Genomic DNA, 13,242 nt, shown 5'->3' on the forward strand with positions numbered 1-13,242 from the left:
GAAAACCCTAGTGTTTTTAGGGTGTTATTTAGCATTTCTCCAATATAAATCTTTTTTTGATTGTTATTTTCTGTTAAAAACTCCACGAATTTCATGCTTTTTTGACTGATTTTTCAAACTTCCCAGTAGCATTTAAAAAGGTGCAGTGATAGCATACTCGCAGACCAGTTAGGCTGCTCTGCATTGTTCATACCTAATAAAAATTAGGCATAATAAAAGCACATAACAGACTAACGCAGGTTATTTTTTAATCTCAAATTTAGAGAGTGATGCCATGTTATTCAAAAAAATCGCTATTGCTGCTGCAGTTGCTACTACTTTAGCTTTCGTTGGTTGTGCTAAAAAAACTGAAGAAGCTGCTCCTGCTGCTGCATCTGAAGCTGCTGCTTCTGAAGTAGTTGCTGCATCTGACGCTGCTGTAGTAGAAGCTGAAGCTGCTGCTTCTGAAGCTACTGTTGCTGCTTCTGAAGCTACTGTTGCTGCTTCTGAAGCTACTGCTGCTGCTTCTGAAGTTGCTGCTCAATAATCTATACGATTATTCAGTACAAAAAGAGAGCCCTTTGGCTCTCTTTTTTATTGCCTATACTATTGTTAAAAATATCAAATCACAGAATAACGAAGCCTAGATATTTACTCGCATTGCTCACAAAATTTATTTTTTCTTTCTGTGTTTCTTAAAGAGAGTGCTAGATTTTATAACGTTAAACAATCTCAGACATAATCCTTAAGCAGAGTTTTATAACACCTATCTGTAACTCCCATCCAATATCGTTGCAACATAAAAATAATGAACTCATCATAAAACCATGCGCTATCGACTTGGGTTAATCATCCCATAATTTTAGGCAAAAAAAAGCAGATCAATCGATCTGCTCTGTTCCTACGCGTTGACGGAATTTTTGTCCCGCACGGAAGGTAACTACACGACGGGCAGAAATCGGAATTTCTTCACCCGTTTTCGGGTTACGGCCTGGGCGTTGACGTTTGTCACGCAACTCGAAGTTACCGAAACCAGAGAGTTTAACTTGTTCCCCAGAGATTAGCGCTTGGCTAATCTCATCGAAGAATAACTCGACCATTTGTTTTGCTTCACGACGGTTTAAACTCGTGAGCTCACTTAAATGATCAGCCATTTCTGCTTTTGTTAATGCTGTCATGAAGCCCTCAATGTCGCATGGTAAGTGTTTTCCAACACCTGAAGTATGTTATCCATACCGGATTTAATTTCAGCATCTTCAAGTGTACGTGTTGGATGTTGCCATTGAATTGCAAACGCTAAAGAACGCTTACCCTCCTCGACGCCTTGACCAGTGTACACATCGAACAACCAAACTGCGTCTAAAAGCTCGCCGCCAGTTTTTTCGATAAGTTGCTGAATTTCACTAACATTAATCTTATCACTAATTAAAAGCGCAATATCACGTCGAACCGACGGAAAACGTGATAATTCTGTAAAATTAGATACATAAGTTTGCAAAACAGCCGATTGATCAAACTCAGCAACCCAAGTTGTCGATAAATCCAGCTCATCTTCTAAAGATGGATGTAAACGACCAAAGTAACCAATAGACTGACCATCAACCAAAATTTCAGCAGATTGTCCCGGATGCAACCAAGCACGTTCTGAACGTATATACTCAACATTTAAACGTGCTGAATTTAAAATTTCTTCAACATCACCTTTAAAGTCAAAGAAATCCATTGCTTGTGCTTTACCATGCCAAGATTCAGTGGTACGTGAACCTGTTGCAATTAAAGCAAACATTGGAATCTGTTTAAGATCATGGATGCTGCTCGCACCTTGATAATCAAAACGTAAACCTAATTCATAAAAACGTACACGACTTTGTTGACGGTTAACGTTGTACTGAACGCAAGGAATCAAGCTTGATAACAAAGTCGAACGCATGACCGCAAGATCGCTAGAAATTGGGTTTGCAAGTGCTAATGGTTGACCTTGTGGATTCAATTGCTTTTCAAGTTTTGCATCAGCAAAGCTGAAGCTGATCGCTTCTTGATAACCTAAAGCGACTGCTGTTTGACGAAGTTGTACTAATTCAAATTGATCTTGGTATTTAGCTAATTTCACATCAATCACAGGCAAGCTGATTTGAATATTGTCATAACCGTGAATACGCGCTACTTCTTCAATCAAGTCTTGGTAAATCGTCATGTCAAAACGATGTGATGGTGGAACTACTGTCCACTCACCTTCTGCTTTAACAGTCACATTACAACCTAAACGTGTTAATGCATCCGTAATAAACGCACTTTCAATGCTGTAACCAAGTAATTGATCAACTTGTGCTTGATTCAATTCAATCGCTTCACGTTTTGGCAATAATTCTGCTTTTTCTGCAACGGTAATTGGACCAAACTCACCACCTGCAAGCTCAGCAATTAACTGAGATGCACGATGCATTGCAGTCATCGGCAACTCAAAATCTACACCACGTTCATAACGTTGAGATGCATCGGTATGTAAGCCAAAGCTACGTGCACGACCCGCAACATACAGTTGATCAAAGAAAGCTGATTCTAAGAAAATCTCAGTGGTATTGTCAGAGACTGCAGAAGACAAGCCACCCATAATACCCGCAATGGCTAGTGCTTTTTGATCATCCGCAATCACCATCACGTTTTCAGAAAGCTCAACTTCTTGTTCATTTAACAAGGTCAGTTTTTCTGCAGCTGTCGCTTGGCGTACACGAACCGCACCATCAACTTTACCACCATCAAATGCATGTAAAGGCTGACCGAGTTCCATCAATACATAGTTGGTAATATCGACCAAAATACTGTGTTGACGAATACCTGAACGTGCTAATGCACGTTCCATCCATTCTGGTGTTGGTGCTTTGGTATTGACGTTTTTGATGACACGACCTAAGTAACGTGGGCAACCATCAGTTTCAACAACAACTTTCTTCTCATCAGTAATTGTTGCAGCAACTTCTTTAATTTCAGGGGCAGTTACAGGAAGTTGATTGATCACTCCAATTTCACGTGCAATACCACGAATGCTGAAACAGTCTCCACGGTTTGGTGTAATACTGATATCAATGACATTGTCATCAAGATCTAAATATTCACGGATATTTACACCAACAGGCGCATCAGCAGGAAGCTCTAATAGACCATCGATTTTGTCTTCAAGATCGATTTCTGACGCACCACAAAGCATGCCTTGTGATTCAATACCACGAAGTTTGCCTTTTTTGATTTTGAAATCACCTGGAAGTACTGCACCAATCGTAGCAACCGGTGCTTTCATGCCTGCACGAACATTTGGTGCACCACATACAATTTGTAAAGGTTCAGCTGTACCAATATTTACTGTCGTTACACGTAAACGATCAGCATCGGGATGCTGCTCTACAGTCAAAACCTCGCCAACAACAACGCCTGTAAATGCTTTTGCTGCTGGTGCAAGTTCGTCTACTTCTAGACCTAACATGGTCAATTGGTCAGATAAAGTATCGCTATCAATGGCTGGATTCACCCACGTGCGTAACCAATTTTCGCTAATTTTCATTTCGTTAAAAACCTATTAATTCTAAATTTCTAATCCCCCTCTAACTCCTCCTTTAATAAAGGGGGAGAACCACTCGAGTATTTGCTTCGAGAAGTCCCTCTCCTTTTATAAAGGAGAGGTTAGGAGAGGATTAATAAAAAATCTGTTTAAGCAAATTGGCGTAAGAAACGCACATCGTTTTGGTAGAACATACGTAAGTCATTAATGCCATAACGTAACATTGCAAAACGTTCTACACCTAAACCAAAGGCAAAGCCTTTATATTTGTCAGGATCGATACCCGCTGAACGCAATACATTAGGATGCACCATACCGCAGCCCAATACTTCTAACCATTTACCGCGCTCATCCATAATATCCACTTCAGCACTTGGCTCAGTGAATGGGAAATAAGATGGACGAAAACGTACTTTAAGATCTTTTTCAAAGAATTCGTTAAGCAGGTTCACTAACAAACCTTTTAACTCAGCAAAGCTCGTATTCTCTGCAACGTATAAACCTTCAATTTGGTGGAACATTGGTGAATGCGTTTGGTCTGAGTCACAGCGGTATACACGGCCTGGGCAGACAATACGAATTGGAGGCTGCTGAGTTTCCATTGTACGGATCTGCACACCTGAAGTATGCGTACGTAACAAATGGTTCACATCAAAATAGAAAGTATCGTGCATAGCACGTGCAGGATGGTGGCCTGGAATATTCAATGCTTCAAAGTTGTGATAATCATCTTCAACTTCAGGGCCAGTCGCAACGGTAAAACCTGATTTCGTAAAGAATTGGCAAATACGTTCTTGTACTTGAGTGACAGGGTGAATGCTACCCACCGTTTGACCACGGCCAGGTAATGAAATATCAATCGTTTCGCTAGCAAGCTTTTGTTCTAATGCAGCTTTTTGTAATTCAGCTTGGCGAGTAGTCAGTGCGCCTGTAATCGCTTCACGAACGGCATGAATTTGAGCACCAAAAACTTTACGTTCGTCCGGGTCCATTTTACCGAGCGACTTCGATTGTTCCGCGAGCTGGCTTTTCTTCCCTGTAAATTGCACTCGCACTTGGTCGAGTGTAGCAAGGTCCTCTGCTGCTGCAATCGCAGCGAGCGCTTCAGTGGTCAGGGCTTCCAGTGACATAGTAACTCTCAAAGCAACAATTTAAAAAAATATATAAACCCCTTATTCTAACAGTTTTTAGCCGTTATGATGAAGCGCATTCGCAAGTTAAAATTGCAATAGCATCAAGATTTAAAAAAAGTATAAAATAAATGCAATTTCAACGGGATCCTATCTCTATGGCACTTGATCCAATCTGGAAACAACAACTCACTTTAGTGACGTACGGCAATGAATTCCTAAATCAGGATTTAAGTTTCCAGCGCTGGCTGCAGCACAGTATTTTTGATCAGCACAGTTTCCATTTTCGTGATCTACTTTCGCAGCATTTGTTGGCGCAACATTTTCAAGTTTGGCTCGAAGGCTTAAAAAAACAAGGGGTTCGTCGCTTGAGTTTACATAGCTCAAGTCTTTTAAATGATGAACAAAACCCAAATGCCAACGTGGAACTATTACCTTTCGCACACTTCATTGTGAGCCATGAACAAAATAAAAAGCAGGCATGGATTTTTGGTAAAGAATTGGCTGAGTGGTACACCGCAGACAATGATTATGAAATCCCGAAAGCACAACAAATCCAAGTCCGTCGTGAAACCTTATGGCGTTATGACTTAAATCATAAATTAATTAAACGTGTCGATGCCGATTTGCTGCAACCGAATTGGGATGATATTCGTAACTATACCAACGATGAGCTATTTGAGCAGAAATTAGCAGAAGGTTTTGTTGAACCCACTCTTTTAGGCTCACCTTATTTTGGAAAAAATATACCAGCAGATTCAGAACAAACAGAATCTGTGTATCTATCGCTGCTCCCCACAGATGCCCAAGCAGATTTTGCCCATGATAGTCTGCACCGCTTAGACGCCTTAAACAGCTTTATTGAGGCCAAAATTCAACATCCCTATCATGAGGATGGCACGGTTTTAACCCCTGAAGAGCAACTCAACCTAAGGCATTTTTTACAAAAAATTGAAGATTTAACCGCTAAACTAATTGTTAAAATTGCCAACCATTACAAAACTGCGCGTTTAAATCCAAAGATTGAAAACTCCCCACTCGATGGTTTTAAAACTGATCATCGCCAAGCAACACACAGTAAAATAACGCCGCCACATTCATCGCATAAACCAGGAGCTGGTAGCGTCATTACGCTTATTCTTCTTACTGTGATAATTTGCCTATTGGCTTATTATTTTGGGCTATAAGCGTTAATTGCAACCATCCTAATTTTTATCGATCAAAACAGGTACTTTTCATGAAGTGCTTGTTTATTAGGTGGTGATTAAATAATTAAATGGTCGAATCTCGAGTTGAACACGATGCTCATCACGATGTTGATTAATATAGTGATTAACTGAAACCACTTCACCTTCTAGCTGTGCATCTGCACCATACATAATTTTAACGGATTCGCCTTTACGCGGAATCATTTGCAATTCAACAGTGATACTCCCCTGTCCCATACCTCGAATTTCAGCAAGCATTATGTCGTCCTTTTTATTGTCAATATTTAGTTTTATTAGGAATCGTGCACAAAAATAATTAAAGCTATTTTGTGTAACCAATGACTGAATTAAAAATCATTTGAAGCTACATATCGTATTCGTATGAATCAAGCTGATCTAAAAATTGTTCCACTTGTTTGGGCGTTTTTAAATGAATCCATTGAATATGTTGATATTCAGCTGCGTTCATCATATTAAGGTATTTTTCATGGTTCTTTTTATGCGTTTTGATCATCCACCAAACGATCGAATCACGCCCAAACATACGCCAAAGGCTTTCCTGATTATTTGAGTCAGCCCATAAGTTTTGCTGAGTCAAGGCTCGACTCAAAGCGCGTTTAATTGATCGATAAAGATTAATCGGAAAGGGCAAATCCAACCAAATCACGGTATCTATTTCTGCCCATTTCACTGGAATACTACGTGTATAATTCCCATCAATCACATAACCATTTTTTGCTTGCTTTACTTCTGCTTCAATGCGCGCAAAAAAGATTTCATCGGGACATTCCTGCCAGTCATCTAACCAAAATAGATTATCCAATTCGATATAGCGCAAACCGAGTTTTTCTGCCAAAGCTCTAGAAAATATCGACTTTCCTGTAGCAGATGTACCAACCACATTTATTCTTTTCATCACTTTTATTCTATTTCAGTGGACTGAATGAATACCACGATAGCAGCATTCATGGCATTGGTTAATCTTTATTCTCATGCATAATCTAGATCACCCTCATCCACATTGATAAAGTCTGGTTTAGGCGTGTGTTCAAATTGTACAGCTAAAATATGTGTTTGATGTCCTAAAATTGCTTTAGCAATACGATGCATACCATCCATTACGCGCCCTTCAGCACATAAAATAATCGGATAACTTAAATCAGCTGCATTGACCAATTGCATATGTTCAATCATTTGCTGAGTTGTCGGATGTGTATCAGGAAACCAATAGGCTTCGTTTAATTCTTGAATATCGGTAATAAGAATTTCTTTGACGTTTAGTTTTTCGCTTAATGCAACAAGGCTGTGTACATCCCAAATATAGATATCCTCACCCACTTGGCGAAAATGGTATTGTTTGCGCATTTGAGAATTAATCATGTCGGGCTGAATGGATTGATTAAATCACACATTGCCCTTTCAATCATAAAACTAGCCATAAAAAAAGACCGCTAAAAGCGGTCTTTTTCAAGTCATAAAGACTTATGCAGCCAATGCATCTTTAGCTTTAGAAGCTAAAGCAGCAAACGCAACTGCGTCATGCATAGCGATGTCAGCAAGTACGCGACGGTCGATAATTACTTGAGCTTTTTTCAAGCCAGCAATCATACGGCTGTACGACAAACCATTTTGACGAGCACCAGCATTGATACGCGCAATCCATAGAGCACGGAATTGACGTTTCTTTTGACGACGGTCACGGTAAGCATATTGACCTGCTTTGATTACCGCTTGGAACGCTACGCGATAAACACGTGAGCGAGCGCCGTAGTAACCTTTAGCACGAGCAAGAATTTTTTTATGACGACGATGCGCCTGTACACCACGTTTTACACGAGCCATTTATAAATCTCCTTAGATGTATGGGCACATACGGCGAACTGAAGCAACGTCACTTACGTGAACCATTACACAGCCGCGTAATTGACGAATACGCTTAGCAGATTTTTTGGTCAAAATGTGGCGTTTGAACGCTTGTTTACGCTTAAAACCGGTTGCAGTCGCTTTAAAGCGTTTTGCTGCACCACGGCGAGTTTTCATCTTAGGCATAACAACCTCTTTTGAACACCTGTTCGGAACGTCTGCACCATTGCAAAAACGACCTGCAGGTAAGGGAGCGAATATTCTAAAGGATCTTTGATTAAAACGAAAGCGATTATTTTATGCTGAAATTAATCTTAGTCGATTTTCTGATAAAGCATGTGCGATGAATTTATAAACATCTCAGCAGAAGGCTTATATAATATGCGCACATCAAATCAAAAGACCAATTATGAAATCTGCACAGGATGCTTTTGCAGCTCTTCGTTATCGAGACTTCTCGATTGTGACGCTAAATCAGTTTTGCCTTACTCTAGCCATTTTGATACAAGAAATTATCGTTGCTTATTCTCTGTATCAAATCACCAAAGACCCTTTAACTCTAGGCCTTATTGGACTGGCTGAAGCAATTCCATTTATTGCACTCTCGTTGTGGGGCGGCTATTTTGCTGACCGCTTTAATAAACAGACCATTATGAAAATATGTCTGTTTTTTTCAGTACCCATGCCATTGATACTTTGGGCCTTATTTCATAATTATGGTTTAGAAAAAATCAATGTCGATCAATTATCGTGGGGCATTTATGCCGTAATTTTTGGCCTCGGGACAATTCGTGGTTTTTACAATCCATCTGCAACATCACTCAAGCCTTTTTTGATTCCACGTGAGTTGTATGCCAATGGCGCAACATGGACCACCATTGGCTGGCAAAGTGGCGTGATTATCGGCCCAATGTTAGGCGGTTTTATGCTGGCTTATCTAGGTCGTGAAACTAGTCTACTCACCGTTGCAGGCCTCCTGAGTGTATGTTTTGTGCTGATTAATTTACTTAGCAAACGTAGCTTTCCCAAAATTGAATCAGATAATTTAAAAGACAGTCTGAGTGAAGGTTTTCGCTTTATTTGGAAAACTAAAATTGTACTGTGGTCTATTTCCTTAGATTTGGTCTCTGTACTTTTTGGCGGTGTAATCGCCCTATTACCCATTTTTGCTGAAGACATATTAAAAGTTGGCCCTGAAGGCTTAGGTTACTTACGTGCTGCACCTTCAATCGGTGCATTAATCACCATGATTACACTCACCAAGTTTCCGCCTACCCATCATGCATGGCGCAACATGCTGCTTGCAGTGGCAGGTTTTGGTGTATTTACCATTCTTTTTGCTTTCTCAAATAATATGTGGCTTTCCCTCTTTGCTCTTGCAATGACCGGTGCATGTGACAGCGTTTCTGTCGTCGTGCGTCAAACGATTTTACAGCTTTATCCACCTGAAAATATGCGTGGCCGTGTTGCAGCAGTAAATGGCATGTTTGTCTCTAGCAGTAATGAACTTGGGGCTTTTGAATCCGGTTTAGCAGCAAAATATATGGGCACCATCATGGCGACGTTGTTTGGTGGCTGCATGACCATGGCGGTAGTCGCGATTAGTTGGGCAAAAACCAGAGACTTGTTTGGCGTCGACATCACACATCAGTCGAAAAAATAATCGGCTATTTTTCATTTAAACCTTGCCAGTATTTCTAATACAGGAAATACTGCGCAGCAATATTGAAGCAAAATCACCCTATGAGTGATGCAAGACGAAACCTATGAAACAAATCCTGTGCTTATCTCTTCTCGTTAGTGTTCCATTTACCACAGCACTCAGTGCACAAGCTAAAACCCATCAACTCCCTGCACAAAATATTGACGTTGCACCTGCACATCTTACTACCCGTTTAAATTGGTCAATTTTTCCGAAACCGATTTACGCCAATGAAGATTTAAAACAGCGTGACCGAGCTGCCATTATTCGGGTAGCTGCAAATGCCAAAGGTAAAATTACCGATGCAAGTGTTGAAGAAAGTACAGGTATCGATGCACTGGATCGTATTTTGATTCAAGCGGTTAAAAAAGCTGAAGTGAAACCACACACAGAAAATGGTGAAACCAAAGCCATCATTGGTTATCAAGCCTTTAATTTAAGGGTTAAAGGCAATACACCTGTATGTGATTTCAACTTTGATTCAAAAGTTTGGAATGCACAAAATACAGATAAAAAAACTGCTTTTAAATATGCTGCTCAACCTAATTTAGACATCAATAGCAGTGAATTGAAGCAGCATGATCGTAAAGTCAAATTTAACTTTAAAGTGGATAAACACGGGCAAGTGAAAAAGGTGAAGATCAAGCAGGGTTCAGGCATTTATGCAATTGATCAGAAAGTGGTTCAAGCACTGAGAAATAGTCAAATCTCTGTCAAACGTACAGCGAGCACGCTATGGGTCTATAAAAAATCGAACTTTAAAGATGAAATTCAATTTAGATTGAATAGTTGTAAATAACTAAAATCTTCGTACAAAGACAAAAAGACAGAGATAAATAAAATATCCTCTGTCTTTTTTATGCAAAGAAACCAATAAAAACTAAATAAACCACTAAATAACGTGCAACTTTTGCTGCTGTAACGATCAAAACAAAGCGCCAAAAGTTTTCTTTCATTAAGCCCGCTATTAAGGTAATTGGATCACCAATTATCGGCAACCAACTAAAAAGCAGTGACCAATAACCATATTTTTGGTAGATGCCTTGAGCTTGCAGCACTTTGACTTCAGACACTGGAAACCACGACTTATTTTTATAATGTTCAATTTTAAGGCCGAGCCACCAGTTCACACATGAACCTAAAATATTTCCAACACTCGCCACACTAATAAGCGCCGCAGCACTCCATTGACCTTGCGCAAGTAAACCTAAGAGTACTGCTTCAGATTGAAGCGGTAATAACGTTGCAGCTCCAAACGCACTTAGAAATAAAGCAATGAGTGCCATATGTAGATGCTTAAAGCCCTAACTTTTTCTTCGACTTTAAATATTCAACGTTCGACCAAATTACTGCGGCAATAATAACCACGATTCTAGACCATTTATATTGCTGCGAAATCGGCTCAATTGCAGCCCGCATGATGCTTTGATCCTTGGTATGTAAATCTGCAAGAATATTTTGCACATGCACAATTTCAGCGACGAATAGAACCAAACAGCCTGCAATACCAAAAATAATACTCCAATAGATTCTTGGGTTATTTTCAACAATGCGGGTAAAATTTAAGAAAAAGTCTTTCATCACAAAATCATCCAACTAGACTGTCAACAATGTATTTATTTCGGCAGCGCCGCATTCTAACACAGCACGATAATTTTCTTTTGTTTCCAGCTTAAAACTCAATTTAAGCCTTTATGCAATTTACATTCAAGCAGGACACTTTTAATCTGCGTCACATCTATTGATAAAACTTAAAAACTAGATCTATGAAAAAAACTATTGCCTTGAGTATTTTAATATTGCTGCAAAGTTTGACCGCCTTACATGCGGAAATACCAACAAACGCTGCCAAACAAGAAGTTCACACACGTGGTGAAATTGTTTGGCTAAAAAGACCTGTGTTCGATTTTAATAATGCAGAACTTGGCAATCAAAATCGTGCGTTAGCCTTTAAACTATATGTATTGACGACAGGCGAAATTAAAAAGGCCGAATTAGTCAAAAGCTCAGGGATCACCCAAATTGATCAACGAGTTGAACGTTCACTTTTACGCGCTAAATTTAAACCTTATATTGAAAATGGTGTGGCCTATCCTTTTGTAGCTGTACAACCATTTTCCCTCACCACCACTCAAGAAACAGAAAAGCCGTGGTGGAAAAAGTTACTCTTTATTCAATAAAAAAAGAGCATGTTTCCATGCTCTTTTTTTAGACTTGTATCGATAATGCTTTTTGCACTGCGGGTCGAGCGGTTAAACGCTCAACATATTCTTTCACATAAGGATACTCTTCAAGCTGAATTTGCTGCCACTCATGACGCAAGATCCAAGGGAAAATTGCCATATCTGCAATTGAATATTCACCCGCAACATAATCTTGCCCGACCAAGTGCTTATTCAGCACACCATATAAGCGCTTGGTTTCTTCCACATAGCGGTTGGTTGCGTAAGGAATACGCTCAGGTGCAAAACGACTAAAATGATGATTTTGTCCAAGCATTGGTCCAACCCCCCCCATTTGCCACATTAACCATTGTTCAACTTCAACACGCTCAAATTCATCTTCAGGGTAATACAAACCCGTTTTACGCCCCAAATATTGTAAAATTGCACCCGATTCAAACACTGAAATTGATTCGCCGCGCGGTCCATTTTGATCAACGATGGCAGGAATTTTATTGTTCGGTGAAATGGCTAAAAAATCAGGCTGAAATTGATCATTGGCTAAAATATTAATGGGAATAATCTGATAATCAAGCCCCATTTCTTCAAGAGCAATACTGATTTTAAGACCGTTTGGTGTTCCCCAATAATAAAGATCAATCATTGTTTTTTATACTCAATAAAGCCATTTTGGCGATGCACTGACACCTTAGTTTATTTTACTTAAAACAACAAGCGATAAAAATACCACTAAAATAAACCCATTCTTATCAAAATCTTATAATAAAATATCAAAAATATTTTTACTTTTTTCTTGAAAAATAGCTAACTCAACATATATCTATTTTACATAAGGATTGCCACAATCTTATGCACTGTCGATGTTTAACATGACAGATCTGATTTTCTTGTTTTTATAACTTTGCTTAATTTGAGAGAGTTCTAATCATGAGTAACTTAAATCTTCATCCATTATTCCGTCGTAGTATCGGTTTCGATCGCTTAAATGATTTTATTGATTATGCCATGCAAAGCGACGCACCCAATTATCCGCCGTATAATATCGAAAAGACAGCTGAGAATAGCTATCGCATTGTGGTTGCAACCGCAGGTTTCTTGCAAAATGAGTTATTGATTCATTTAGAAAATCAACTGCTCACAATTGAAGGTAAACCCGAATCCATTAGTGAAGAAACGGTTGAATATTTGCATAAAGGCATTGCACGTCGCTCATTTAAGCTGTCTTTACGTTTAGATGAACATATTGAAGTGCAACATGCAAACTATGAAAACGGTTTATTAACTATTGAACTGCAACGTATCGTACCAGAAGAAAAATTACCGCGTCAGATTCCAATTGGTCGAAAAGCCATGTTGGAAGATCAGCAAACGGCTGAAAAAACTATTAATGCAGAATAAGTCTTAAAAGCAAAAGAAAGACCCAAAAGGGTCTTTCTTTTTACATCTAAACATCGTTGTCACTTAACGTTTAGCCCTAAAAAAAAGCCCTGCAATTGCAGTAATGCCAGTCAGTTAAGAAATTGACTGGCATTTTCTTGGATATTTTTGTGCTTTAATTTTCACTACTCGCGGACATTGCCTTTGCCTTTTTTCAGGTAATACAAATATTTTAGATTGTTCAAAT

General features: G+C 39.2%; 17 protein-coding genes. 6 read left to right on the top strand and 11 right to left on the bottom strand.

Annotated elements, in window-relative coordinates:
* The first annotated feature begins 274 nt into the window (after positions 1-274).
* Entirely contained in the window at positions 275-526 is a 252-nt protein-coding gene (locus FTV09_RS09715) for a hypothetical protein (protein WP_067763454.1), read from the top strand.
* A gap of 334 nt (positions 527-860) precedes the next feature.
* On the opposite strand, the gene FTV09_RS09720 is transcribed toward FTV09_RS09715, so the two are convergent.
* The 3 genes from FTV09_RS09720 to pheS form a co-directional block, all read right to left on the bottom strand.
* Complete coding sequence (locus FTV09_RS09720) at positions 861-1,157, bottom strand: integration host factor subunit alpha (protein ID WP_067763456.1); 297 nt, start codon at positions 1,155-1,157, stop codon at positions 861-863.
* Complete coding sequence (pheT, locus tag FTV09_RS09725) at positions 1,154-3,535, bottom strand: phenylalanine--tRNA ligase subunit beta (protein ID WP_180058197.1); 2,382 nt, start codon at positions 3,533-3,535, stop codon at positions 1,154-1,156. Before pheT ends, FTV09_RS09720 begins: the two co-directional genes overlap by 4 nt.
* 146 nt (positions 3,536-3,681) lie before the next feature.
* The gene (gene pheS / locus FTV09_RS09730; RefSeq protein WP_180058198.1) at positions 3,682-4,662 is read right to left on the bottom strand and encodes a phenylalanine--tRNA ligase subunit alpha; all 981 of its coding nucleotides are present in this window, start codon (positions 4,660-4,662) and stop codon (positions 3,682-3,684) included.
* Positions 4,663-4,820: 158 nt separating this feature from the next.
* Between pheS and FTV09_RS09735 the strand changes: the two genes are divergently transcribed.
* Complete coding sequence (locus FTV09_RS09735) at positions 4,821-5,849, top strand: hypothetical protein (protein ID WP_180058207.1); 1,029 nt, start codon at positions 4,821-4,823, stop codon at positions 5,847-5,849.
* A gap of 66 nt (positions 5,850-5,915) precedes the next feature.
* Here FTV09_RS09735 and FTV09_RS09740 read toward each other — a convergent pair whose 3' ends face one another.
* The 5 genes from FTV09_RS09740 to rpmI form a co-directional block, all read right to left on the bottom strand.
* On the bottom strand, positions 5,916-6,128 hold the full coding sequence (locus tag FTV09_RS09740) for a hypothetical protein (protein ID WP_067763462.1): 213 nt from the start codon (positions 6,126-6,128) through the stop codon (positions 5,916-5,918).
* A 106-nt stretch (positions 6,129-6,234) separates the two neighbouring features.
* Complete coding sequence (locus tag FTV09_RS09745) at positions 6,235-6,786, bottom strand: adenylate kinase (RefSeq protein WP_180058199.1); 552 nt, start codon at positions 6,784-6,786, stop codon at positions 6,235-6,237.
* 74 nt (positions 6,787-6,860) lie between these two features.
* Positions 6,861-7,235 (bottom strand): hypothetical protein, encoded by a 375-nt coding sequence (locus FTV09_RS09750; RefSeq protein WP_180058208.1) that lies wholly within the window; start codon positions 7,233-7,235, stop codon positions 6,861-6,863.
* A 117-nt stretch (positions 7,236-7,352) separates the two neighbouring features.
* On the bottom strand, positions 7,353-7,712 hold the full coding sequence (rplT, locus tag FTV09_RS09755; RefSeq protein ID WP_004647525.1) for a 50S ribosomal protein L20: 360 nt from the start codon (positions 7,710-7,712) through the stop codon (positions 7,353-7,355).
* A 12-nt stretch (positions 7,713-7,724) separates the two neighbouring features.
* Positions 7,725-7,919 (bottom strand): 50S ribosomal protein L35, encoded by a 195-nt coding sequence (rpmI, locus tag FTV09_RS09760; protein WP_067763466.1) that lies wholly within the window; start codon positions 7,917-7,919, stop codon positions 7,725-7,727.
* A 223-nt stretch (positions 7,920-8,142) separates the two neighbouring features.
* Between rpmI and FTV09_RS09765 the strand changes: the two genes are divergently transcribed.
* Complete coding sequence (locus FTV09_RS09765) at positions 8,143-9,396, top strand: MFS transporter (RefSeq protein WP_180058200.1); 1,254 nt, start codon at positions 8,143-8,145, stop codon at positions 9,394-9,396.
* Between the two features lie 103 nt (positions 9,397-9,499).
* Positions 9,500-10,234, top strand: a complete 735-nt coding sequence (locus FTV09_RS09770) for an energy transducer TonB (protein WP_180058201.1) — start codon at positions 9,500-9,502, stop codon at positions 10,232-10,234.
* Between the two features lie 58 nt (positions 10,235-10,292).
* Here the strand turns inward: FTV09_RS09770 and FTV09_RS09775 are convergent, their stop codons facing one another.
* Positions 10,293-10,721: a YqaA family protein gene (locus tag FTV09_RS09775; protein ID WP_180058202.1), complete on the bottom strand. Its 429-nt coding sequence runs from the start codon at positions 10,719-10,721 to the stop codon at positions 10,293-10,295.
* A 10-nt stretch (positions 10,722-10,731) separates the two neighbouring features.
* On the bottom strand, positions 10,732-11,016 hold the full coding sequence (locus tag FTV09_RS09780) for a hypothetical protein (RefSeq protein WP_180058209.1): 285 nt from the start codon (positions 11,014-11,016) through the stop codon (positions 10,732-10,734).
* 185 nt (positions 11,017-11,201) lie between these two features.
* Between FTV09_RS09780 and FTV09_RS09785 the strand changes: the two genes are divergently transcribed.
* Positions 11,202-11,615 (top strand): energy transducer TonB, encoded by a 414-nt coding sequence (locus FTV09_RS09785; protein ID WP_180058203.1) that lies wholly within the window; start codon positions 11,202-11,204, stop codon positions 11,613-11,615.
* A gap of 28 nt (positions 11,616-11,643) precedes the next feature.
* On the opposite strand, the gene FTV09_RS09790 is transcribed toward FTV09_RS09785, so the two are convergent.
* Complete coding sequence (locus FTV09_RS09790; RefSeq protein ID WP_180058204.1) at positions 11,644-12,261, bottom strand: glutathione S-transferase N-terminal domain-containing protein; 618 nt, start codon at positions 12,259-12,261, stop codon at positions 11,644-11,646.
* Between the two features lie 284 nt (positions 12,262-12,545).
* Here FTV09_RS09790 and FTV09_RS09795 point away from each other — a divergent pair, with 284 nt between their 5' ends.
* On the top strand, positions 12,546-13,016 hold the full coding sequence (locus FTV09_RS09795) for an Hsp20 family protein (RefSeq protein ID WP_180058205.1): 471 nt from the start codon (positions 12,546-12,548) through the stop codon (positions 13,014-13,016).
* Positions 13,017-13,242 lie beyond the last annotated feature (226 nt).

The organism is Acinetobacter sp. YH12227 (genome assembly GCF_013417785.1).
Taxonomy (GTDB): Bacteria; Pseudomonadota; Gammaproteobacteria; order Pseudomonadales; family Moraxellaceae; genus Acinetobacter; species Acinetobacter gandensis.

Excerpts from the sequence above, each read along its gene's own strand:
- FTV09_RS09735 (WP_180058207.1), top strand. The coding sequence starts at position 4,821 with ATGGCACTTGATCCAATCTGGAAACAACAACTCACTTTAGTGACGTAC.
- FTV09_RS09770 (WP_180058201.1), top strand. The coding sequence starts at position 9,500 with ATGAAACAAATCCTGTGCTTATCTCTTCTCGTTAGTGTTCCATTTACC.
- pheS (WP_180058198.1), bottom strand. The coding sequence starts at position 4,662 with ATGTCACTGGAAGCCCTGACCACTGAAGCGCTCGCTGCGATTGCAGCA.
- pheT (WP_180058197.1), bottom strand. The coding sequence starts at position 3,535 with ATGAAAATTAGCGAAAATTGGTTACGCACGTGGGTGAATCCAGCCATT.
- FTV09_RS09765 (WP_180058200.1), top strand. The coding sequence starts at position 8,143 with ATGAAATCTGCACAGGATGCTTTTGCAGCTCTTCGTTATCGAGACTTC.
- FTV09_RS09720 (WP_067763456.1), bottom strand. The coding sequence starts at position 1,157 with ATGACAGCATTAACAAAAGCAGAAATGGCTGATCATTTAAGTGAGCTC.
- FTV09_RS09775 (WP_180058202.1), bottom strand. The coding sequence starts at position 10,721 with ATGGCACTCATTGCTTTATTTCTAAGTGCGTTTGGAGCTGCAACGTTA.
- FTV09_RS09750 (WP_180058208.1), bottom strand. The coding sequence starts at position 7,235 with ATGCGCAAACAATACCATTTTCGCCAAGTGGGTGAGGATATCTATATT.
- rpmI (WP_067763466.1), bottom strand. The coding sequence starts at position 7,919 with ATGCCTAAGATGAAAACTCGCCGTGGTGCAGCAAAACGCTTTAAAGCG.
- FTV09_RS09790 (WP_180058204.1), bottom strand. The coding sequence starts at position 12,261 with ATGATTGATCTTTATTATTGGGGAACACCAAACGGTCTTAAAATCAGT.
- FTV09_RS09715 (WP_067763454.1), top strand. The coding sequence starts at position 275 with ATGTTATTCAAAAAAATCGCTATTGCTGCTGCAGTTGCTACTACTTTA.
- FTV09_RS09780 (WP_180058209.1), bottom strand. The coding sequence starts at position 11,016 with ATGAAAGACTTTTTCTTAAATTTTACCCGCATTGTTGAAAATAACCCA.
- FTV09_RS09785 (WP_180058203.1), top strand. The coding sequence starts at position 11,202 with ATGAAAAAAACTATTGCCTTGAGTATTTTAATATTGCTGCAAAGTTTG.
- FTV09_RS09795 (WP_180058205.1), top strand. The coding sequence starts at position 12,546 with ATGAGTAACTTAAATCTTCATCCATTATTCCGTCGTAGTATCGGTTTC.
- rplT (WP_004647525.1), bottom strand. The coding sequence starts at position 7,712 with ATGGCTCGTGTAAAACGTGGTGTACAGGCGCATCGTCGTCATAAAAAA.
- FTV09_RS09745 (WP_180058199.1), bottom strand. The coding sequence starts at position 6,786 with ATGAAAAGAATAAATGTGGTTGGTACATCTGCTACAGGAAAGTCGATA.
- FTV09_RS09740 (WP_067763462.1), bottom strand. The coding sequence starts at position 6,128 with ATGCTTGCTGAAATTCGAGGTATGGGACAGGGGAGTATCACTGTTGAA.